This window comes from Nocardioides jensenii JCM 1364 = NBRC 14755, assembly GCF_001552535.1.
Classification (GTDB): Bacteria; Actinomycetota; Actinomycetes; order Propionibacteriales; family Nocardioidaceae; genus Nocardioides; species Nocardioides jensenii.
In genome coordinates this window covers 1-23343 of record NZ_BCRJ01000068.1, presented here as the reverse complement: position 1 = coordinate 23343, position 23343 = coordinate 1, and the positions used below count along the sequence as shown (strand labels likewise).

The following is a 23343-nucleotide window of genomic DNA, read 5'->3' as shown; positions in this document are numbered from 1 at the left end:
GGGTGGTCATCACGCGGCGCCGATCAGGTCGAGGGCGCGGCGACAGGCCGCCGCGTTGGACAGGTGGACCTCGGCGCCGGCGGCGGCCAGGGCCTCGGCCTGCCGGGCCAGACCCTGGGGGTCGGACGACGTGCCGACCAGTGCCACCACGACCGGGCACGCTGCTCGGGCGATGGCGGGGGCGAGTGCCGCCGCAGGGTCGTCCTCGGCACCGTGGCCGAGCACCACGTCGAGGAGCAGCACGCCGGTGCGCGGGTCGGCGGCGACACGGGCGAGGTGATCGAGCCTCAACGTCGGGTCGATCATCGGGTGCGCCCGACCGGAGGTGAGTGCGTCGTCACCGAAGTCGATCATCAGGTGGGTGTCCGCGTCGAGGTCCGGGCCGAGGGCCAGGTCGGGGGAGAGCGGGATGTTGCTCCGGATCGGGCCGACCGACTGCGTCGCCACCAGCATCGCCTCGTCGCAGAGGGTGCCACCCACGAACAGCCCACGCAGGAGCCGGCCCCTGTTCGAGCCGACGATCGTGCCCCAGACCGGCCACTCCGGCGCGTCTCGCCCGAGCCGGGCCAGCACGGACTCCACCGCAGCAGTCAGATCGGGTTGTCCGGGGCCGAGCAGGGCGAACTCGACCGGGGTGCGCAGCGTGGCGGCGTACGCACGGACGGCGGTAGCCACCTCGTTCGCCGGGGGTTTGGAGACCACGACGATCAGCTCGACCGCGGGGTCGTCGTCGAGACGACGCAGGGACTCCCTCGTGGAGAGCCCTCCGACGTCGGCGGACAGGTCGCGTCCGCCGACGCCGAGGGCCGATCCAACCCCCAGGTCTGCATGGTCGAGCAGTGACATCAGCTGCTGGCATCCGGTTCCCGAGGCGGCCACGATGCCGATCGGACCCGGTACGACTGCGTTGGCGAACCCGAGCCCGAGGCCACCGACGACCGCGGTGCCGCAGTCGGGGCCCATCACCAGAAGGCCCCGCTCGGAGGCGGTTCGCTTGAGCGCCACCTCCTGCTCGATCGGCACGTTGTCGCTGAAGATCATCACGTCGTGGCCGGCGTCGAGCGCGTCCATCGCCTCGACGAACGCGCTCGGGCCCGGGACGGACACCAGAACGAGCGTGTGCCCGTCTTCCCGGTCGCGGTGCAACGCCGACCCCGTCGTGCGCGGTGGTTCCTGCTCGGTCGTGCCACCGGCCACCTGGCTCGACGCTGCCAGGGCCGCGTCCACCGTGGCGAGGGAGGCCTCCAGCGTCGAGGCATCGTCGAGCCGGAGGGCCACGACCAGGTCGTTGGCGGTGACGTCGGCAGGCGGCGCGAAGCCCATGCCTCTGAGCACCTCGAGGTTGAGGTCGGTCGCCATCGCCACCTGGGCGGCCTCGACGCCTGCTCCGGCCGCGACGGTGCGGCTGACCTGCAGCAGCGTCACCGAGTCGGCGTACGCTCCGCGTCTGAGCTCGACATGAGTGTGGCTCATGCGCAGCGACTCCGTGGGATGGCGGGGGCGGTCGGCAGCCGACCCGTTGACGACAGCGACGCGAGGGCGAGACCGGCACCGAGCAGGAGGGCACTCCCCGAGCTGTGGCCGATGGCGACCAGGTCGGCGACCGCCCGGTCACGTCGGTCGTGGTCGTCAGCCGGACCGGAGAGGACCTGCAGCAGACGGGCGAACTCGGGGAGCACCTCGCCGTGCCGAGCGCAGTCGAGCAGCGTCGCGGAGAGCGTCGTGGTGCGGTGCCGGGCGTCGGAGAGTGCTCGAGCGAAACCGGGTACGTCGACCCCGGCCGCGTGGTGCACGGCCAGCCAGCCGCAGAGCACGTCGTCACCCGACGGAGTGAGACCGCTGCCTCGTCCGAGGAGACGGACGACCGCCGCCGGATCGCCGCGGCGCAGGTCGTGAAGCGCGGGGGCGGGCAGCTCGTCGACGACCAGGGCGCGAGCCCGGGTGACATCGAGGGTGATCAGGTTGCTGGGCTCGAGACGCGGTGCCGAGACGTCCACGAGTCTCCCGACCCGCAGCCCCGTGTCGTCGAGGAACAGCGTGCCGTCGGCGACCCGGGCGGTGCGCGCCGAGACCAGCGGGCCGACGTCGGGGGTGGCCAACCGCAGCGCGCAGGGCACGGCGGCCGCGGACGTGCCGACCACACCGACGCACCAGCCGTCGACCTCGAGATAGAGCGCGAGCGGACCGCGATGGAGGAACCCGACCGGGCCCCTCGCCGCGGACAACCGCTCCCGGACCCGGGTCGGTGCCGCAGCGGCGATGGTTGTCGCGATCACACCACGACGCTAGTGGGGCGCAGTACCGTTTGCCGATGTGAGGTTGTGCCAAGGGGCCGCCGGATCGAGGTGCAAGAGTTGATAGTGCCGAACGAGGACCGTCGTCAGGCCAGCAACCAGACGGGGAGCGAGACCGGAGGTCAGCCCGACACGCAGGACGCGATCCGGGCCCTGGCCCGGGTCGACGCGCTGCACACCGCCCTGACCCAGATCGTGCTCGAGGGCGGCAACCTGAGCCAGATTGCAGCCGAGGTGGCCCGCGTGCTCGACGTCGGCGTCCTCATCACCTCCACGGACGGGCGGGAGCGGGCGGCCGAGGTCCCGGACTCGCTGCGCGGACTCATGGACGACGCCGAGCTGTTCGACCCGACCGGTCGGTTCCGCGTCGAACGGGCGGACGCCGAGGGGGTCTCCGTCGGAGCCGGGCAGGTCAGGATGCTGCGCATCGTCGCCGGTGGTGCGGACCTGGCCCGCTTGGTCTGCTTCCGTGAGACCTCGGAGATCAGCTCCGGGGACGTCCACGCGATGGAGCGGGCCGCCGCCGTCGCTGCGCTGCTGATCACCCGGGAGGAGGCGGTCTCCGCGGTCGAGAACAAGTACCAGGGCGACTTCCTGCGCGACGTGCTGCTGCGCCGGGCGGGCGCCGAGGAGTACGTCGTCGAGCACGTCGAGGCGTTCGGGTGGAACCTGGCCCGGCCGATGGTGGTGGTCGCCGCCGAGATCGACCCTGCGCCCGCCGACGAGCCGCCGACCTCGAACCGGATCCGCCGACGCTGGCAGGAGCGCTTCTCCGCCGCCTGGAGTCAGGTCAGCCACGCCTTCGACCCGGGAGTGCCCAGCGTCGACTTCTCCTCGGAGGTGGTCACGCTGGTGCCGGTTCCGCAGGGCGCCGCCGACGGGGGTGCAGCCAGGGTGCGGCAGCTGGTCTCCGAGGTGGCGGGCGACAAGGGCGGGGGGCGACGGCCCTTCTCCGTCGGGGTCAGTCGGGTCGCCGGCGACATCGAGAGCCTCCCGGAGGCGTACGCCCAGGCCCGTCGGGCGGTCGAGGTCGGGCGCCGGGTGCACGGCGGTGGGTCGACGACGTACTTCGACCAGCTCGGCGTGCACCGGCTGATCGCCTTGGTGCCCGACCACGACGAGCTGCGCGCGTTCGCTCACGACGTCCTCGGTGAACTTGCCGGTTCGGCTCCGGAGGTGGTCGACCTGCGCGAGACTCTGCAGATGCTGCTCGACACCAACTTCAACGTGGCCGAGGCCGCGCGTCTGCAGTTCTTCCACTACAACACGATGCGCTACCGGGTCGGAAAGCTGGAACGGCTGCTCGGGCCGGTGGCCTCCGACCCACACCTGCGCCTCGATGTCGCCGTGGCGCTCCGGGTCCTCGAGATCGCCGAGTGACGGACCCATGAGCCAATCTGTGACAGCGGGCAGGGGTGTTGTTCGGCAGGTGTCGCCAATGCTCGCACGTGAGGCGCATCACTAGCGTCGACCAGAAGTGGCCGGCCGACCAGAAGCGGTCAGGTCACGCGACGAGGAGGGTTCGCATGTCCATGTTCAAGTGGGACGTCGTCTTCGACGGCAAGACGCCACCGCCGGGAGCGGCGGTCGGACCCTCGGAGCGGCTGAGCTGGCCCCGCACCATCGGACTCGGTGCGCAGCACGTCGTCGCGATGTTCGGCGCCACCTTCGTCTTCCCGCTGATCATGGGCCTGGACGCCAACCTGGCGATCATGTTCTCGGGCATCTGCACGATCATGTTCCTGCTGATCGTGGCCAACAAGGTGCCCAGCTATCTCGGCACCAGCGCCTCCTTCGTGGCATCTGTCGCCGCGATCCGGATGCAGGGCGGTGACTCGGCCGACGTCACGGGCTCGATCATGATCGCCGGCCTCGTGCTCGCCGCGGTCGGTGTCGCCGTCCACTTCGCCGGCTCCCGACTGATCCACGCGATCCTCCCGCCGGCCGTCACCGGCGCCGTGGTGATGCTGATCGGCTTCAACCTGGCGCCGGTCGTGGCCGGCACCTACTGGCCCCAGGACCAGTGGATCGCCCTGCTCACGGCCTCCGCCCTGGTCGTGTTCGCGGTGCTGCTCCCCGGCTTCTGGTCACGCATCGCGGTGTTCCTGGCGCTCGTCTTCGGCTACGTCGTCTCCTGGCTCGCCGACGTCTCGTTCGGCACGATCAACAGTGTGCTTCCGGGCCAGAACCTGATGATGGCCGACGTCGTCGACGGCAAGACCACGATGGTGCCGTGCCCACCCGGGGGTGACCCGAGCTGCGTCGCCGTGGCGTTCGACCACGACCGGGTCTCCGCATGGGGACAGGTGGGCCAGGCCGACTGGATCGGCTTCCCCAGCGGCGTGCTCGGCGACGGTGTCGACGTCGTGCACGGGCCGAGCTTCTCCCTGACCTTCATCCTCCTGGTCCTGCCCGGCGTGATCGCCCTGATCGCGGAGAACACCGGCCACGTCAAGGCGGTGGCCGAGATGACCGGCGACAACCTCGATCCCTACATGGGCCGTGCCATCGGTGCCGACGGCCTCGCCACCGCGTTCGCCAGCGCGTTCGGCGGATCGCCCACCACGACGTACGCCGAGAACATCGGAGTCATGAGCGCGACCCGGATCTACTCGACGGCCGCCTACTACGTTGCCGCGATCGTGGCCATCCTGCTCGGCCTCTGTCCGAAGTTCGGTGCCGTGGTCAACGCCATTCCCGGCGGCGTGCTCGGCGGGATCACGGTGGTGCTCTACGGCATGATCGGACTCGTGGGCGCCAAGATCTGGGTCGAGAACCGGGTCGACTTCGGGAACCCGGTCAACATGGTGGGCCTGGCCGGGGGCCTCATCGCGGGCATCGGCGGGGTGACCCTGAAGATCACCGACGACTTCGAGCTCGGCGGCATCGCCCTGGGCACGATCATGGTCATCGTCTACTTCCACCTGCTGAAGGGCCGCAAGGAAGAGCTCAGGGCCGACGAGGTGACCACGGCACCGTGAAGCCCGCACCGTTCGCGTACGCCCGACCCACGGATCTGGCGAGCGCCGTCGAGGCCCTCGCCGGGAACGCTGACGCGAAGGTGCTCGCCGGCGGGCAGAGCCTGGTGCCGCTGCTGTCCATGCGTCTCGCCGCACCAGCGATGCTGGTGGACATCAACCGGCTGCCCGATCTCGACCACGTCACCAGCGACGCGTCCGGCGTGCGGGTCGGCGCCCTGGCCAGGCACGCAGCCGTGCTGGCCGACGACGAGGCACGTCGGATCCAGCCGCTTCTCGCGCTCGCCCTGGCCAACGTCGCCCACGCCACGATCCGCAACCGGGGAACCACCGTGGGCTCGCTCGTGCACGCCGATGCGGCCGCCGAGATGCCGGTCGTGCTCTGCCTGCTCGGTGGCTCGGTCGATGTCGTGGGGCCGCGCGGTCGTCGTACCGTCGCCGCTGCCGACCTGTTCCTCGGCCCGCTCGAGTCGTCACTGGCGCACGACGAGATCGCCGTGGAGGCGTTCTTCCCCGCCCTCGCCGCGCACACCGGCGTCGCGTTCCGCGAGGTCGCCCGGCGCCATGGCGACTACGCATTGTGCGGGGTCGCCGGGCTGGTGCGCCTCGAGGGTCCGCGGATCGCCGAGGCACGAGCCGGCTACCTGTCGGTGAGCGACGTGCCCACCGTCATCGACCTGACGCCCGCCCTGTCCTCGTCGGAGTCCCTCTCCGACGAGGCACTCGCGGCCGCGGGAGAACTCGCTCTGGCCGCGCTCGACCCGCAGGGCGACATCCACGGCACCGCCGCCTACCGGGCCCAGCTGGTTCGCGCCCTCACCGCGCGCACCCTGCGGGCGGCGTACGACGACGCGGGCCGCCGTCGGGAGCAGCCATGACCGAGGAGCTCCACGAGGTGCACCTCGTCGTGAACGGGGTGCCGCACGACGTCGCGGTGCCGGCGCGCCGGTTGCTCAGCGACGCCCTGCGCCACGACCTCGGACTGACCGGCACCCATGTCGGGTGCGAGCACGGGGTGTGCGGTTCCTGCACGGTGCTGCTCGACGGCGCTCCGGTGCGCTCGTGCCTGCTGTTCGCGGTCACGGCCAGCGGCTCCGCGGTGACCACCGTCGAAGGACTGACCGACGCCGACGGGTCGCTCGGCCCCGTGCAGCAGGCGTTCAAGGACTGTCACGGGCTCCAGTGCGGCTTCTGCACGCCCGGCTTCCTGACCACGATCACCGCCGGGCTGCGCGACAACCCGTGCCCCACGCACGACGAGGCACGCGAGATGATCGCCGGCAACCTGTGCCGCTGCACCGGCTACCAGAACATCGTCTCCGCGGTCGAGCGGGCCGCCGAGCTGATCGCCGGAACGGGGGAGTCCGTGTGACCACCCGGATGTTCGGTGAGTCCGTCGCCCGCGTCGAGGACGACCGGTTCCTGCGCGGCACCGGACGGTACGTCGACGACCTCGGTGCCGGTGCGTTGCAGGCGGCGGTGCTGCGCAGTCCGCACGCGCACGCCCGCATCGTCGACATCGACGTCTCCGCGGTCCTCGACGTCGACGGCGTGCACGCCGTGTTCACCTACGACGACCTGCAGGGCCCGATGGCCGAGCCGCTGCCGCTGCTGATCCCGCACCCGGCGCTCACCCACGGCCGCACTCAGTACGCCCTGGCCAAGGACGAGGTGAACCACGTCGGTGAGGCGATCGCGTTCGTGGTCGCCGACGACCGCTACCTCGCCGAGGACGCGGTCGACAAGATCGTGGTCACCTACGAGTTCCTGCCACCCGTGGTCGGCTTGGCGGCAGCACGGGCGGCCGAGCGACTCGTTCATGACGACGTGCCCGGCAACGTCGCGGCGCGGCTACAGCAGCACGTCGGCGACGCGCCGTCAGCGATTGCCGCGGCCCCGCACCGGCTCAGCCTCGACCTCGACATCGAGCGCAGCGCCTCGACGCCCATGGAGGGGCGCGGAGTCCTGGCCAGGTGGGACACCGACTCTGCCCGGATGCAGGTGTGGACCTCGACCCAGACCTCGACCGGCGTCCGCGCCGCCGTTGCCGCCAAGCTCGGGCTCGACCTCGGCCAGGTCGACGTGATCACTCCCGACGTCGGCGGCGGGTTCGGGGTCAAGATCGTGCACCCGTGGCCCGAGGAGCTCCTGGTGCCGCTGGCCGCCCGGGTTCTGGGGGAGCCGGTGAAGTTCATCGAGGACCGTCGTGAGCACTTCATCTCCGCAGCCCACGAACGCGCCCAGGTGCAGCACGTCGAGGTCGGCTTCGACGACGACGGCAGACTGCTCGGCCTCGACGTGGAGTTCTGGCACGACAACGGCGCGTACACGCCGTACGGCCTGATCGTCCCGATCATCACCTCGACCCAGCTGCTCGGCCCCTACAAGCCGCACAACTACCGGGTCACCTTCGAGAGTCTCTACACGAACACCGTGATCGTGACGCCGTACCGCGGTGCCGGTCGCCCCCAGGGGGTCTACGCGATGGAGCGGACGATGGACGCGATCGCGGCGTACCTCGGCAAGGACCGCGCCGAGGTGCGGGCGGCCAACTTCATCCAGCCCGACGAGTTCCCCTACGACCATCACCTGACCTTCCAGGACGGTCGGCCGCTGATCTACGACTCGGGCGACTACCCGCAGCTGCTCGACAAGATCACGGCACTGATCGGGTGGGACGGCTTCGAAGCGGAGCGTGCCGAGGCAGCCGCCCGCGGACGACGGCTCGGCATCGGTCTGGCCTGCTACGTCGAGGGCACCGGCGTGGGCCCCTACGAAGGCGCGCACGTGCACGTCGAGACCAGTGGCAAGGTCAAGGTCGCCATCGGTCTGACGACCCAGGGGCAGGGGCACCAGACCGCCTTCGCGCAGATCGTCGCCGATGAGCTCGGCGTGCCCTTCGAGAGCGTCGAGGTGGTCACCGGTGACACCCGCCGGATGCCGTACGCCGTGGGCACGTTCGCGTCGCGGGCAGCGGTGATGAGCGGGTCGGCGGTCCAGCTCGCGGCACGAAAGACGAAGGAGAAGGCGCTGCGGATCGCCGCGGAGGCGCTCGAGGCCTCGGTCGACGACCTCGAGATCGTGGAGGGCTCGGTGCGGGTGAAGGGTGCGCCCGACAGCTCGATCGCGCTCGGCACGGTCGCCGTGCTCTCCAACCCCTTGCGGTACGCCTTCGACGAGGCGTCGGGCGCGGCCACCCAGTTCAGCGTCGGCGACCCGGGCAAGCCGCCGGTGGCCGACGGGGAGGAGCCCGGGCTCGAGGCACGCGAGTTCTACTCCCCGGAGCGCTCGACGTTCGCCGCCGGGATGCACGCCGTGGTCGTCGACATCGATCCGGACACCGCCGAGATCGAGATCGTCCGTTACGCCGTCGTGCACGACTGCGGCAACCTGATCAACCCGATGATCGTGCAGGGCCAGATCCACGGCGGCGTGGCACAAGGCGTGGGCGGCGCGCTCTATGAGCGGATGGAGTACGACGAGTTCGGGCAGCTGCTCAACGCCTCGTTCATGGACTTCCTGATGCCCTACGTGACCGAGGTGCCCGACGGGATCGAGATCGACCACCTCGAGACCCCGAGCCCGCTCAACAAGCTCGGCATCAAGGGAGCCGGAGAGGCGGGCGTGATCCCGTCGGCCGCGCTCTTCGCCTCGGCGGTCGAGGACGCCGAGCGGCTGACCCCGTCAGGACTGGCGATCACCGCGATGCCGATCTCCCCGTCCCAGCTCTTCGAGCTGCGCGCACAGCACCGAAAGGACCCGTCATGAAGATCGCCGGCGAGGCCACCCTGGTCGCACCGATCGAGAAGGTCTGGAGTGCGGTCCTGGACCCGCACGTCCTGGTCGCCACGATCCCCGGCTGCGAGCGACTCGAGGAGACCGGCGAGCACGCCTACGACATGACGGTCACCGCCGGCGTCGCCGCGATCCGCGGCACCTACACCGGCACCTGCACGTTGAGCGACCTGGTCGAGCACGAGTCGCTGGTGCTGGCAGTTCAGGGGGCCGGTTCCCCGGGCACGATCGGGGCCACGGTCGACGTCCGGTTCGAGTGCAACGACGACGGCACCACCACGTTGCTCTACGACGCCGAGGCCGTGGTCGGAGGCATGATCGGCGGAGTCGGCCAGCGCATGCTGACCTCGGTCAGCCGGCGGATGGCGACCGAGTTCTTCAGCAACATCGAGCGCGTCATCGCCCACGGGGTTCCCGGCGTGGGGGCTTCTGCGACCAACGTGTCGACGGTTGGCGGGAGCACGGCCGGGAGCGCGACCTCCGAGTCGACGGTGTTCACCGCACCGGCGCGAGCTTCCGCCGGCAAGGGCGACTTCGTGAAGGGCATCGTGGTCGGCGCCGGCCTGGTCGCGCTCGGCGTGGTCCTCGGTTCGAGGTTCGGACGCCGGACGTGACCTCCCTGACCGTCGACTCGACTGCACGCGAGCAGGTCGGCGCCCTTCGGTCGCGCGAGATCTCGGCCCGCGAGCTGCTCGACCTCCACCTCGACCGCATTCGTGCGCGCAACCCGGAGCTCAACGCGATCGTGTCGCTCGACGAGGAGCGGGCACGGGCCGGCGCCGCGGCCGCCGACGACGCTCTCGCCGCGGGTGCCGAACCAGGTCCGTTGCACGGGCTCCCGTTCGCGGTGAAGGACACGCATGCTGTCGCCGGATGGCGTACGACGTACGGCTCGCCGCTGTTCGCCGATCATGTTCCTGACCGTGACGAGCTGATCGTCGAGCGCATCCGCGGCGCGGGTGCGGTGCTGATCGGCAAGACCAACGTGCCGGAGTTCGCGGCCGGCTCGCACACGTTCAACACGATCTTCGGCACCACGCTGAACCCGCACGACCCGTCCCGGTCTGCGGGCGGATCGAGCGGAGGAGCCGCCTGTGCGCTGGCCGCCGGCATGGTGCCGCTGGCCGACGGGTCCGACATGGGCGGTTCGCTGCGCAACCCTGCGTCGTTCTGCGGCGTCGTCGGCCTCCGCCCCTCCCTCGGTCGGGTGCCGGAGTGGCCCAGCGCGAACCAGTGGGAGTCGACGTCGGTCGGCGGTCCGTTGGCCCGCAACGTCGGCGACCTGGCGCTGCTCCTCTCGGTGCTGGCCGGTCCCGACTCGCGGGCTCCGCTCGCGCTGGGTGATGCGGGCGTCACGTTCGCGCCACCCCTCTCGGGGTCGTTGGACGGCCTCCATGTCGCGTTGTCCGTCGACCTGGGCGGCGCGTTCGATGTCGACACCCAGGTCGCCTCGGTCGTGGAGTCCGTGGCGACCACGTTCGCGGCGGCGGGGGCGCGCGTCGAACCGGCGTACCCCTCACTGACAGAGGCCGACGACACCTTCCGCACGTTGCGGGCCTGGCACTTCCAGGCGAAGTTCGGGGCGCTGCTGGCCCAGCACCCCGCCGCTTTCAAGCAGTCCCTGGCCGAGAACATCCGGGCGGGGGAGTCGTTGACCGGTGCCGACGTGGCCCGTGCCTACGCACAGCGCACTGCCCTGGCCGAGCGCATGCGGCTCTTCTTCGAGCAGTACGACCTGCTGGTGCTGCCGGTCTCGCAGGTGCCGCCGTTCCCCGCGGACCAGGAGTTCCCCACGCAGATCAACGGCAGGCCGATGGAGAGCTACCTCGACTGGATGCGCTCGGCGTACTTCATCACCGTCACCGGTTGCCCGGCAATCTCGGTTCCTGCGGGTCTCACCGCCGACGGGCTGCCTGTCGGCCTCCAGATCGTGGCGCCGCACGGGGCCGACCGCCGGCTCCTCGAGCTCGCGGCCGCGTTCGAGTCGGTCCGGTCCGTGCGCTGAACGGCGTACGCCGGAGTGGCACGAAGTGCCAACGAACCGGGCCCCCGTTGGCGGATTGTGCCGTCGCCCGGGTGGGTGCGGCACAGGTTGAATCGGGGTCATGGCCGATCAGAGCGCGCGCCGGATCCGGGTCGGCATCGACACCGGCGGCACCTTCACCGACGTGGTGGCGCTCGACGAGGAGACCGGTGAGCTGGTCACCACCAAGACGCCGTCCACGCCGGGCAACCCGGCCGACGGGTTCATGGCCGGCATCGAGAAGGTGCTCGGGCTGCTGGGCCTGCCGCCGGGTCGCGGTGAGGCGCTGACCGCGGTCAGCCACGGCACGACCGTGGCCACCAACCAGCTGCTCGAGGGCAAGGTCGAGGCACTCGGATTCATCACGACCGAGGGCTACGAGGCGATGCTGGAGATTGCCCGGCAGTCGGTGCCCGACGGCTACGGCAACTCCTACTTCTGGGTCAAGCCCGACCGCATCGTGCCGAGGCACCTGGTCAAGGGAGTCGGCGGCCGGCTCGACCACACCGGCGCCGAGGTGAGGCCGTTCGACCACGACGGTGCCCGCCGCGTCGCGCGATGGTTCCGTGACCACGACATCAACACCCTGGCCGTCTGCTTCCTGCACTCCTACGCCGACTCCGCCCACGAGGAGGCCATGCTCGCTGTGCTCCGTGAGGAGCATCCCGACGCGGTCGTCTCGCTGAGCAGCCAGGTGCTGCGCGAGTACCGCGAGTACGAACGCGCGATGACCACGCTCGTCGACGCTGCCGTGAAGCCCCGTCTGGGCAGCTACGTCACCAACATCAAGCACCGGCTCGACTCGTATGCGTCGTTCTCCGGGGGGTCCACCGGGGGCGGAGCTCCCCGTGCGTTGCCGTTCTACGTGATGAAGTCCAACGGCGGCGTCCTGAGTGCCGAGGAGGTCGTGCACCAGCCGATCACCACCGTGCTCTCCGGACCGGCCGCCGGTGCCCTGGGTGCCGCGTTGATCGCGAAGGTCGCCGGCTTCGACAAGGTGTTGACCAGCGACGGCGGTGGTACGTCGACCGACGTCAGCGTCGTGATCGACGGCGACCCGACCCTCACCACCGAGGGCAGCGTCGGTGCCTTCCCATCGAAGATCCCGATGATCGACGTGGTCACGGTAGGGGCCGGAGGCGGCTCGATCGCCTGGCTCTCACCCGAGGGCGCGCTCAAGGTCGGACCGCAGTCGGCCGGCGCCGACCCGGGTCCGCTCTGCTATGCCAAGGGCGGCGACGCGGTCACGATCACCGACGCACACGTCTTCCTGGGCCGGGTGCCGCCACACCTGCTCGGTGGCGAGATCCCACTGGACGTCGATGCTGCTGCGACCGGGATCCGCGCCCTGGCCGGAGACCTCGACCTCACCCCGGAGGCCTGCGCGGCCGGCGTGCTCGAGATCTCCGCGTGGAACCAGGCCAACGCGCTGCGGGCGGTGACCGTCAAGCGGGGACTCGACGTACGCGACTTCACGCTCACCACGTTCGGAGGGTCCGGCTCGCTGCTGCTGTGCCGACTGGCCGACATCCTGGGCCTGCGCTCGGTTCTGGTGCCGCCGAACCCGGGCAACGTGTCGGCGTTCGGCCTGCTGACCGTCGACGTGAAGAACGACTACGTCCAGACCCACATCCGCCTGCACGAGGACCTGGAGGCAGCCGACCTGCAGAAGGTGTACGACGAGCTCTGCGACAGAGCCCGCAGCGCGTTGACCCAGGAGGGCTTCGCCTCCGAGCAGCACCAGTTCCTGCGGACCGCTGACCTGCGCTACTTCGGGCAGGCCTTCGAGGTCCGGGTGCCGTTGCCCGACGGCGCGATCGGCGCCGCACTCGTCGACGAGGTCGCGACGCGCTTCCACACCGAGCACCGGGCGCTCTACGGCTATGACTTCGCCAGTGACCCGAGGCAGCAGGTCGAGTGGGTCAACCTGCGGGTCTCCGGGGTCGGTCCGATCCAGCGCCCCGAGATCCATGAGCATCCGACGGCTGACGGGCCACCTCCTCAACCAGCGAGCAGACGGGCGGTCTGCTTCGAGGTGTCCGACGGATACGTCGACACACCGGTGTTCTGGCGACCGGACCTGGCGCCGGGCGCCATGCTCACCGGTCCGGCGATCATCGAGGAGTTCGGCTCGACGGTGCCGTTGCACCCGGGGTTCCGGGCCGCCATCGACCGGTTCCTCAACATCATCGTGACGAGGGAGGACTGATGGGCACGAGTGGGTTCGAGGCAGCCGCCGGCACGCCTTCCTCAACCACCGAGGCAGGGAGTCGTCGGGCGCCGACGGACTTCCCGTTCGGCACCCTGACCGACGACGCCGGGCGCAGCGCCGACTCCGTGCTCGTCGAGATCGTGCAGGGCAGCCTGGCCGCGGTGGAGATGGAGGTCGAGACCGCGATCGGCCGCACCAGTCGCAGCCCGATGATCCGCGACGCCCATGACTTCCGCGCCGGCATCCACGACCGCCTCCTCCGCAAGCTGACCGGCCGCTCCTACTCCGCGCTGGTGCACCCCGTCGCCCGCGACTTCCCGATCGCGGAGATGCATGAGGGCGACGTGTTCTTCCACAACGACGTCTACCGCTCCGAGGGCGGCATCGGCCACCTGCCCGACCTCTGCGTCACCGTGCCGGTCTTCCACGACGGCCGGGTCGTCGCCTTCGTCCAGGCCTTCGGGCACCACGACGACATCGGTGGCTGCGTGCCCGGATCCATGCCCAGCGGCGCCACCTCGGTCTACGAAGAAGGTCTGATGGTGCCGCCGATCAAGCTCTGGGATGCCGGCGTGCCCAACAGGTCGGCGCTGGCGATCATGACCCGCAACTCGCGCATGCCCGACAGCCTTGCCGCCGACCTCGACGCCGAGTGCTCGGCCTGCTTGATGGGCGCGAGGCGACTGGGCGAGCTGTTCGAGAGATATGGCGTCGAGACGGTGGAGTCGGCCTTCGACGCGATCATCGACCGGACCACGCAGACCTACCGGCGCGAGATCCTCTCGCAGATCCCGGTCGGCCAGTGGGTGTGGGAGGACTACGCCGAGCACGACGGCGTCGACGGACCCCGACTGCACACGCAGCGGATCACCCTGACCCGCACCGCTCCTGACGATCCGGACGGCGAGCGCCTGGTGCTCGACTTCGACGGGACCTCGCCGCAGGCCAAGGGCCCGATCAACCACTGCGGCGACTACAGCGACGGCAACTTCCTCAAGAAGTGGCTGGCCCCGATCCTGCGCAACCTCGCCGAGTCGCCCGAGCGGATGGCCGAGCTCGACGTCAACGAGGGCGTCGTACCCCTCATCGAGATGCGGTTCCCGCCGCCGGGCACGTTGCTGACCCCGGTCTTCCCGGCTCCGACGAACGCCCGCACCTTCGTGATCCTCAGGCTGCTGGGTGTGCTGGCCGGCGTGCTCGCCAAGGCAGTCGACGGTCGGATGCCCGCCGACCAGGAGACGATCCGCTACACCGGGGTGTACGGCGAGGACCGGCAGGGTGCGCCGTACCTCATGCGCGAGGTGCTCGGCGGTGGCTCCGGCGGGCGCTACTACGCCGACGGTGAGGACACCATCCACGTCGTGCCCGACTCGAGGAACCTCCCGTCGGAGTTCACCGAGAGCCGTTTCCCCTTCCTGGTCGAGCGATTGGGACTCGCCATGGACTCCGGCGGCGCCGGCCAGTTCCGAGGCGGGCTCGGCTACGAGAAGCACGTCCGGATGCTGAAGGACGCCCACTTCATGTCGATCGCCGATCGTTCGATCCTGGCCTGCTGGGGGGTCAAGGGCGGTCTGGCCGGCAAGCCGTTCGAGGTGGTGATCGACCCGGGCGGGCCCGCCGAGCGCGTGGTCGACGCCCTGGCCGATGCCGAGCCGGTGAAGGCCGGTGAGGTGATCCGGATCCGTACGACGGGAGGCGGTGGTTGGGGCAACCCACTCGAGCGGGACCCGGCATTGGTCGTGCGCGACGTGGTCTGGGAGAAGGTCTCGCCCGAGGCCGCACTGGCCGACTACGGCGTGGTGCTCACCGGCCGTGTCGACGACGACACCCTCGCCCACGACCCGGCAGCCACGGCCGCCGAGCGCGCTGCACGTCCGACCCCGAGCGAGGCGTTCTTCGACCGGGGCCCGGGCTATGTGCGGTTGTCCGGTGGCGCCAAGTCTGCTGACGTCGACTTCGTCGGGTCGCGGCGATGAGGGTGCTGCTCGCGTTGGGCGGCAACGCGATGACCGCCCAGGACGGCAGTGCCCGGCCGGGTGACCAGATCGCCGCGGCCCGGGTGGCGATGGCCGCGGTCGCCGATCTCGTCACCCGCGTGACTGACCCGGTCGACGTGGTGATCACCCACGGAAACGGCCCCCAGGTCGGCAACCTCCTGGTCAAGAACGAGCTCGCCGCGGCCGTCGTACCCCCGGTGCCGCTGGACTGGTGCGGCGCGCAGACCCAGGCCACGCTCGGCTTCGTGCTGATGGACGCGCTCGACGACGAGCTCACCGCGCGCGGATCTGACCGACGCAGCGCGACCGTGGTGACCCGCACCCGCGTCGACGCCGACGATCCCGGACTCACCCACCCCAGCAAGCCGATCGGTCGCTTCCTCGACCGTGGCGCGGCCGCCGTGCTGGTCGAGCACGGGGAGACCTGGCAGGACCGCGGGGAGAAGGGCTGGCGTCGCGTGGTCGCCTCGCCCGAGCCACGCGAGATCCTCGACGCCGCTGCCGTTCGCGTCCTGGTCGACGCCGGATTCCTCGTGATCGCCAACGGTGGTGGGGGTGTCCCGGTGATCCGCTCCGACGCAGGGCTGATCGGAGTGGAAGCCGTGATCGACAAGGACCTCGGCGCTGCCCTGCTTGCTGCGACGGTCGAGGCCGACGTGCTGGTCATCGCCACCGATGTGACCCACGCCGTGCTCCGGTTCGGCACGCCGGAGGCCGAGCCGATCGGCCGGGTCACGGTCTCCGACCTGCGCGCGATGGCCGGCGACGGCCACTTCGCGAGCGGCTCGATGGGCCCCAAGGTCGACGCCGCCTGCCGGTTCGTCGAGAACGGCGGCCGCTACTCCGTGATCAGCAGCCTCGAGCACATCCTCGACGCCGTCGCCGGCACCGCCGGAACGGTCGTCGTACCCAACCCCGCGAAAGGACACACCTGATGCCAGCCATCGAAGTACGCAAGGTCCCGATCCACTCCGTCGCCGACGCCAGCGAGCTGGCCAGGCTGATCGACGACGGGGTCATGCACGCCGACCGGGTGATCGCGATCATCGGCAAGACCGAGGGAAACGGGGGAGTCAACGACTACACCCGCATCATCTCCGACCGGGCGTTCCGCGAGGTGCTCGTCGAGAAGGGCGCTCCCGCCGACCAGGTCAGGCAGATCCCGATCGTGTGGTCCGGCGGCACCGACGGCGTGATCAGTCCCCACGCCACGATCTTCGCGACGGTGCCCGACGAGGACGCCGTGCAGTCCGAGGAGCCGCGTCTCACCGTCGGGTTCGCGATGAGCGAGCCGTTGCTGCCCGAGGAGATCGGTCGTACGCCGATGGTCAGCAAGGTCGCCGCAGCCGTGAAGGTCGCGATGGACAAGGCCGGCATCACCGACCCGGCCGACGTGCACTACGTGCAGACCAAGACACCGCTGCTGACCATCCACACCATCCGTGACGCGAAGTCGCGCGGCAAGACGGTCTGGACCGAGCACACCCACGAGTCGATGGACCTCTCCAACGGCTGTACGGCGTTGGGCGTCGCCGTCGCGTTGGGCGAGATCGAGATGCCCACCGACGCCGACGTGATGCACAACCGCGCGCTGTTCTCCGCGGTGGCGTCCTGCTCGTCGGGTGTCGAGCTCGACGTGGCCCAGGTGGTCGTGGTCGGGAACGCACCCGGGGTCGGCGGTCGCTACCGCATCGGGCACTCGGTGATGAAGGACGCCCTCGACCAGGACGGTCTCTGGGAGGCGATCAAGGACGCCGGTCTCGAGCTGCCGGAGCGGCCGCACCACACCGACCTCGGCGGGCGTCTGGTCAACCTGTTCCTCAAGTGCGAGGCCTCGCAGGACGGCACGGTCCGCGGACGGCGCAACGCGATGCTCGACGACTCCGACGTGCACTGGCACCGCCAGATCAAGGCCGCCGTGGGAGGCGTGACTGCGGCGGTGACCGGTGACCCGGCGGTGTTCGTGTCGGTGTCGGCCGCACACCAGGGCCCGGAGGGTGGCGGCCCCGTCGCCGCGATCGTCGACCTGGGCTGAGTCGGCTCGATGATCTGCCCGCCGGAGTGTCGGTGCCGGGTGATTGGCTGTGGTCATGAGCTCGACCGCACCGACGACACCGCGCACGCCGACGTATCATCTCGCCGCCCCGCGGGCCGGTGGCGCGGTGCCGACGCTCGACGAGTTCCAGCAGCGCGTCGTCGACCACGCAGGCGGTCCGCTGCTGGTGCTGGCCGGGCCGGGCACCGGCAAGACCACGACGCTGGTCGAGGCGATCGTCGAGCGCATCGAGGGCCGTGGGGTGAGCCCGGAGTCCGTGCTGGCCCTGACGTTCTCGCGCAAGGCGGCCGAGCAGCTCCGTGACCGGGTGACCGCGCGGCTGGGTCGCACGACGTCCTCGACGATGTCGGCCACGTTCCACTCGTTCGCCTACGGGCTGATCCGCAGATACGCACCCGCCGAGCTCTACGAGGCGCCGCTGCGCCTGCTCTCTGCGCCGGAGCAGGACGTCGTCCTCCAGGAGCTGCTCACTGACGCGCCGGAGTCGGTGGCCTGGCCCGAGGGCCTGCGCCGAGCGGTTGCGACCCGCGGGTTCGCCCGCGAGGTGCACGCCGTGCTGGCGCGGGCCCGCGAGAAGGGTCTCGACGGCGACGACCTGCGACAGCTCGGTCTGGCCGAGGGGTTGCCGGAGTTCGTCGCTGCCGGTCTCTTCCTCGACCAGTACCTCGAGGTTCTCGACTTCCAGGGCGCCATCGACTACCCCGACCTGATCCGGCGCGCCGTCGAGGAGGCCGAGCGGCACCGCGACGAGCTGAGGGCCCGCTTCACCCACGTCTTCGTCGACGAGTACCAGGACACCGATCCCGGCCAGGTCGCCCTGCTCCGGGCCCTGATCGGCGACGGCGGCAACCTCACCGTGGTCGGAGACCCGCACCAGTCGATCTACGGCTTCCGGGGCGCCGAGGTGCGCGGCATCCTCGAGTTCCCGACCGAGTTCCCGCACCGCGGCGGTGCACCCGCCGACGTCGTCGCGCTGCGCACCACCCGACGGTTCGGGCCACACCTCCTGCTCGCCTCCCAGCGGGTCGCCCGTCGGCTCTCGCTGGCCGGCACCATCCCCGCGGAGGCACGCGAGTCGTTCCTCGCGCCCGTCTCCGACGCCGGAGACCTCGGCAACGGCCGGGTCGACGTGCTCACCTTCGACACCGCCCGCGCCGAGACCGAGCACCTCGCCGACATCCTGCGCCGTGCCCACCTGACCGACGGCGTGGCCTGGTCGCGGATGGCGGTGCTGGTCCGTTCCGGCCGTACGTCGATCCCGGCGCTGCGTCGATCGCTCGGTGCCGCCGGCGTGCCGGTCGAGGTCTCCAGCGACGACACGCCCCTGGTCCGCGAGCCGGCCGTTGCACCCCTGCTCGCGGCGCTGAGGGCCGTGGTCAACCTCGACAACGACGACTCCGAGTCGGCCGGGCACATCGACCCCGAACGCGCCCACGACCTGCTGGTCTCCCCGTTGGCCGGGCTCGACGCCACCGACGTGCGCGCCCTGGCGCGTGCCCTGCGGGTGCGCGACAAGGAGGTGGTGGCACGCGACGGCGGCACGCCACGCTCGTCGCCCGACCTGTTGCGTGAGGCGGTCGTGCACCCCGAGACCCTCGACGGGCTCGAGGGCAGTGCGCAGCGGCGAGCTGCCGGCCTGGCCGGGCTGCTCCGTTCCGCGCGAGCGCTCCTCGAAACGGGTGCCACCGCCGAAGAGGTGCTGTGGAACCTCTGGTCGGCCACCGACTGGCCCCGACGACTGCGCGCCCAGGTCGACGGTGGGGGAGCCTCGGCCCGTCGCGCCCACCGCGACCTCGACGCCATCTGCGCCCTGTTCGAGTCCGCGGCCCGCGCCGAGGAGCAGCGCGGCCACACCGGTGTTGCGGCGTTCCTGGCCACCCTCGAGGCCCAGGACCTGCCCGGCGACACCCTGGCCGACCGCGGCATCCGGGGCGAGGCGGTTCGGCTGCTGACCGCCCACCGCTCCAAGGGCCTCGAGTGGGACCTCGTCGTGGTGGCCCACGTCCAGGAGGAGGGCTGGCCCGACCTGCGCCGCCGCGCCACCCTGCTCCAGGCCGACCGCATCGGCACCGACGGGCTGCAACCGCCGGTCTCCTCACGGGAGCTGCTGATGGAGGAGCGCCGGCTCTTCTACGTCGCCTGCACCCGCGCCCGGTCGCGGCTCGTGGTCACCGCGGTCCGGTCGCCCGACGACGACGGCGAGCAGCCCTCCCGCTTCATCACCGAGCTGCTGCCGCCCCTCGACAACGACAGCCCGGTCGCCGCCGGTCCGCGCACGCCGCCCCACGTCCAGGGCCGGCCGAAGCGTCCGCTCTCGCTCGCCGGGCTCGTCGCCGAGCTGCGCCGCACCCTGGTCGACCCAGAGTCCGACGAGCAGCTCCGGGCCGCCGCTGCCCGACGCCTCGTGCTGCTCGCCCGCGAACGGGTCGGTGACCGTGCGTTGGTGCCGGCCGCCGACCCGGCCAACTGGTGGGGCACCCGCTCCTCGACCCTCTCCGAGGTCCCCGTCCGGCCCCAGGAGAAGCCGATCTCACTGTCCGCCTCGGCGTTGACCTCGATCGAGGAGTGCCCGGCCCGGTGGTTCCTCGAGCGCGAGGCCGGCGGCTCGTCCGCCGCGACGTCCGCCCAGGGCTTCGGCCTGCTCGTGCACGCCCTCGCCGAGCGCGTCGCCAAGGGAGAGCTCTCCGCCGACCCCGAGCACCTCGACGAGCTGATGGCCCACGTCGACACGGTCTGGGAGCGACTGTCGTTCCGCACCCCGTGGTCGGCGACCCGCGAGCGCGAAGAGATGCGCCTTGCCCTCCAGCGCTTCCTGGTCTGGCACGGCGACCCGAAGCGGGGCCGCACGCTGCTGGCCACCGAGAAGGAGCTGCGCGCGAAGGTCACGCTGCCCGACGGCAACGACGTGACCCTGCACGGCTTCGCCGACCGGCTCGAGCTCGACGCCGACGGCCAGGTCTGGGTGATCGACCTCAAGACCGGGAAGTACAAGCCGACCGGCGACGAGGTCAGGGTGCACCCGCAGCTCGGGCTCTACCAGCTCGCCGTGGAGCACGGCGCCGTCGACGACCTGGTCGGCGACGCCCCCGCGCGCCCCGGCGGTGCCGAGCTGGTGCAGCTGCGCCACGGCGCCAACGGCAAGGTCAGCCTTCAACCGCAGGAGCCGCAGACCGCGGACGACGAGGGGCACCGCCCCGTGGAGGTTCAGCTGATGTCGGCCGTGGCTCGCATCCGTGCCGAGGAGTTCCCCGCGATCGCCGGCAAGCAGTGCGAGCGCTGTGCGTTCGTCGCGATCTGTCCGATCCAGGGCGCCGGGACGGTGCTGTCATGAACAAGCCGGTCAGCATCGCCTCCCCCGATGACCTGCGCCGGGTGATGGGCACCGACTTCACGGTCAGCCCCCAGCAGTGGGCCGCGATCTCCGCCGACCTCGAGCCCGCGGTCGTCATCGCCGGTGCCGGGTCTGGCAAGACCGCCCTGATGGCGGCCCGGGTGGTCTACCTCGTCGCGACCGGGCAGGTCCGACCCGACGAGATCCTCGGCCTCACCTTCACCACGAAGGCGGCCCGCGAGCTGGCCACCCGCATCCGGGACTCCCTGGTCCGGGCCGGCCACGGAGTCGAGACCGCGCCCGACACGGCCGCCGACGAGCCCGAGAACCTCGAGCCGACCGTGGCGACCTACAACGCCTACGCCAGCTCGCTGCTCACCGAGCACGGCCTGCGCATCGGGCACGAGCCCGACACCCGGGTGATGGCCGACGCCTCGCGCTACCAGCTGGCGGCGCGGGCGATCAGTCGTCACGGCCGAGGCATCGAGCTGCTCAGCGACCACCCCGAGACGGTGGTCAACTACATCCTCGGGCTCGAGGGCGCGATGAGCGAGCACCTCGTCACGGTGGCCGACGTACGCGCCTTCCAGGCCCGGGAGCTGCCGCGGTTCCAGGACGCCGCGATCAACGCGAAGGCCAAGACCGAGCCCAAGAAGGTGGTCAACGCGATGCAGCGGCGCGAGGAGATCCTCGGCCTCGTCGAGACCTACCGCCGGCTCAAGGCCGAGCTGGGACTGATGGACTTCAGCGACCAGATTGCCCTGGCCGCCCAGCTGGCCGACGCGCACCCCGAGGTCGGGGAGGCCGAGCGTGCCAAGTTCCGCATCGTGCTCCTCGACGAGTACCAGGACACCTCCGTGGCCCAGGCCCTGATGCTGAAGAAGCTCTTCACCGGCGGCCACCCGGTGACCGCGGTGGGCGACCCCAACCAGGCGATCTACGGCTGGCGTGGGGCCTCGGTGTCCAACATCCTCGGCTTCGGCCGCGACTTCCCACGTGCCGACGGCCATGAGGTGCGCACCTTCCCGCTGACCGTCAACCGTCGCTCCGACCAGCGCATCCTCGAGGTGGCCAACAGGCTGGCCGGGCCGCTGCTCGACGAGTTCCCCCAGGTCAAGGCGCTCGAGCCCGACGACTCCGCCGGCCCCGGTGCGGTGCGCACCTCCGTGCACGAGACGTACGCCGCCGAGCTGGCCTGGCTGGCCGGTCAGGTGAAGGCCGTGCACGACGCGATGGCCGAGCCGAAATGGAACGAGATCGGTGTGCTGACCCGCGACAACAAGCACGCCGCCGACGTGTTCGACGTGCTGTCGGCCCACGACATCCCGGTCGAGATCGTCGGCCTCCAGGGGCTGCTGCGCCTTCCCGAGGTGGCCGAGGTGGTCGCCACGCTGACGTTGCTGCACGACCTGACCGCCAACGCCGCCCTGCTCACCCTGCTCACCGGCCCGCGCTGGTCGATCGGTCCGCGCGACCTGGCCCTGCTCGGCAAACGGGCCCGCGAGCTGGCCGGCGACCAGGGGCAGGCGTCCACGTCGTCGCTCGAGGAGCAGCTGACCGGGGCCGTCGAGGGCGCCGACCCCACCGAGATCACGTCACTGTGCGACGCACTCGACGACCCCGGCGAGGCGGCGTACTCCGCGGCGGCCCTCGACCGATTCGCGCTGTTGCGTTCCGAGCTGCGTTCCCTGCGCGGGCACGCGGGGGAGCCGCTGCTCGACCTGGTCCGGCGCATCATCGACACCACCGGCATCGACATCGAGCTGGCGTCCTCAGTCAGTCCCGCGGCCGCAGCGCGTCGCGACAACCTCGACCTGTTCGTCAAGGCGGTCGCCGAGTTCCAGGCCATCGACGGCGCGGTCAGTCTGACCGCACTGCTGGCCTACCTCGCCACCGAGGACGAGATGGGCACCGGCCTCGACGTCGCCACGCCGTCCGAGGCCGACTCGGTCAAGCTGCTGACCGTGCACCGCGCCAAGGGCCTCGAGTGGGACGCCGTCTTCGTGGTCGGCGTCTGTGAGGAGAAGTTCCCCACCACGAGGTCCCGCACCCAGTGGGTCTACGGTCCGGCGGTGCTGCCCAACGAGCTCCGCGGTGATCGGCACGACCTGGCCGCGCTCGGCGGCTACGAGAAGCCCGAGCTCACCGCGTTCGTGCAGGCGGCCAAGGCCAAGGAGCAGCAGGAGGAGCTCCGTCTCGGCTACGTCGCATTCACCCGGGCCCGACACCTGCTCTCCGTCTCGTCCTATCTCTGGAACGAGTCACGCAAGACACCGGTCGGACCCTCGCCCTACCAACGGGTGGTGCTCGAGGCGGTCCGCGAGTGGGGCGAGGACGCCGAGGCGTGGCTCGACAAGCCCGACAAGGACACCCAGAACCCCCTGCGGATCGGCTCGACCACCACGCCGTGGCCGGTCACCGAGCACACCGCCGAGACACTGCGTCGCCTCGAGGCGGCCGAGTTCGTCCGCGGCATCGACCCCGACGCCGACGACGAGATCGACACCCTCAGCGGTGCCGTCATCGCCACCTGGGACGAGGAGATCGAGCGCCTCCTCGCCGAGGCGCGGCGCGACCGGGCCGACGAGATCGAGGTCCCGTTGCCGGCCGCGCTGTCGGCCACCGCGGTGGCGCGGCTGCGCGACGACGCCGACGGG

General features: G+C 71.1%; 15 protein-coding genes. 13 read left to right on the top strand and 2 right to left on the bottom strand.

The features are described 5' to 3' along the window. Positions 1-9: 9 nt before the first annotated feature. Both NJ4_RS14985 and NJ4_RS14980 read right to left on the bottom strand, forming a co-directional pair. Positions 10-1473 carry an FdrA family protein gene (locus NJ4_RS14985; RefSeq protein WP_067436773.1) on the bottom strand — a complete coding sequence of 488 codons (1464 nt, stop codon included), beginning with the start codon at positions 1471-1473 and terminating at the stop codon, positions 10-12. Next, positions 1470-2276 carry a DUF2877 domain-containing protein gene (locus NJ4_RS14980; RefSeq protein ID WP_067436770.1) on the bottom strand — a complete coding sequence of 269 codons (807 nt, stop codon included), beginning with the start codon at positions 2274-2276 and terminating at the stop codon, positions 1470-1472. Before NJ4_RS14980 ends, NJ4_RS14985 begins: the two co-directional genes overlap by 4 nt. Positions 2277-2360: 84 nt before the next feature. Between NJ4_RS14980 and NJ4_RS14975 the strand changes: the two genes are divergently transcribed. From NJ4_RS14975 to NJ4_RS14915, 13 genes are all read left to right on the top strand, one after another. Beyond that, entirely contained in the window at positions 2361-3674 is a 1314-nt protein-coding gene (locus NJ4_RS14975) for a PucR family transcriptional regulator (RefSeq protein ID WP_067436766.1), read from the top strand. A gap of 146 nt (positions 3675-3820) precedes the next feature. Further along, complete coding sequence (locus tag NJ4_RS14970) at positions 3821-5275, top strand: uracil-xanthine permease family protein (RefSeq protein ID WP_217996887.1); 1455 nt, start codon at positions 3821-3823, stop codon at positions 5273-5275. After that, a complete protein-coding gene (locus tag NJ4_RS14965) occupies positions 5272-6150 on the top strand; it encodes an FAD binding domain-containing protein (protein ID WP_067436764.1) in 879 nt (292 codons plus the stop codon). Before NJ4_RS14970 ends, NJ4_RS14965 begins: the two co-directional genes overlap by 4 nt. Then, positions 6147-6644 carry a (2Fe-2S)-binding protein gene (locus NJ4_RS14960; RefSeq protein WP_067436761.1) on the top strand — a complete coding sequence of 166 codons (498 nt, stop codon included), beginning with the start codon at positions 6147-6149 and terminating at the stop codon, positions 6642-6644. The genes NJ4_RS14965 and NJ4_RS14960 overlap by 4 nt, the downstream gene beginning before the upstream one ends. After that, on the top strand, positions 6641-9040 hold the full coding sequence (cutA, locus tag NJ4_RS14955; RefSeq protein WP_067436758.1) for an aerobic carbon-monoxide dehydrogenase large subunit: 2400 nt from the start codon (positions 6641-6643) through the stop codon (positions 9038-9040). Before NJ4_RS14960 ends, cutA begins: the two co-directional genes overlap by 4 nt. Beyond that, on the top strand, positions 9037-9681 hold the full coding sequence (locus NJ4_RS14950; protein WP_067436755.1) for an SRPBCC family protein: 645 nt from the start codon (positions 9037-9039) through the stop codon (positions 9679-9681). The genes cutA and NJ4_RS14950 overlap by 4 nt, the downstream gene beginning before the upstream one ends. Further along, complete coding sequence (locus NJ4_RS14945) at positions 9678-11072, top strand: amidase (protein WP_067436751.1); 1395 nt, start codon at positions 9678-9680, stop codon at positions 11070-11072. Before NJ4_RS14950 ends, NJ4_RS14945 begins: the two co-directional genes overlap by 4 nt. 100 nt (positions 11073-11172) lie before the next feature. Further along, positions 11173-13299 (top strand): hydantoinase/oxoprolinase family protein, encoded by a 2127-nt coding sequence (locus NJ4_RS14940; protein ID WP_067436748.1) that lies wholly within the window; start codon positions 11173-11175, stop codon positions 13297-13299. Next, positions 13299-15278 carry a hydantoinase B/oxoprolinase family protein gene (locus NJ4_RS14935; RefSeq protein ID WP_082748683.1) on the top strand — a complete coding sequence of 660 codons (1980 nt, stop codon included), beginning with the start codon at positions 13299-13301 and terminating at the stop codon, positions 15276-15278. Before NJ4_RS14940 ends, NJ4_RS14935 begins: the two co-directional genes overlap by 1 nt. Beyond that, on the top strand, positions 15275-16234 hold the full coding sequence (locus tag NJ4_RS14930; RefSeq protein ID WP_067436745.1) for a carbamate kinase: 960 nt from the start codon (positions 15275-15277) through the stop codon (positions 16232-16234). The genes NJ4_RS14935 and NJ4_RS14930 overlap by 4 nt, the downstream gene beginning before the upstream one ends. Further along, on the top strand, positions 16234-17334 hold the full coding sequence (gene bar / locus NJ4_RS14925) for a barbiturase (protein ID WP_067436742.1): 1101 nt from the start codon (positions 16234-16236) through the stop codon (positions 17332-17334). Before NJ4_RS14930 ends, bar begins: the two co-directional genes overlap by 1 nt. 55 nt (positions 17335-17389) lie before the next feature. Further along, on the top strand, positions 17390-20686 hold the full coding sequence (locus NJ4_RS14920) for an ATP-dependent helicase (protein WP_067436777.1): 3297 nt from the start codon (positions 17390-17392) through the stop codon (positions 20684-20686). Continuing rightward, a partial coding sequence (locus NJ4_RS14915) for an ATP-dependent helicase (protein WP_067436739.1) occupies positions 20683-23343 on the top strand: 2661 nt, incomplete at its 3' end. The genes NJ4_RS14920 and NJ4_RS14915, both read left to right, overlap by 4 nt.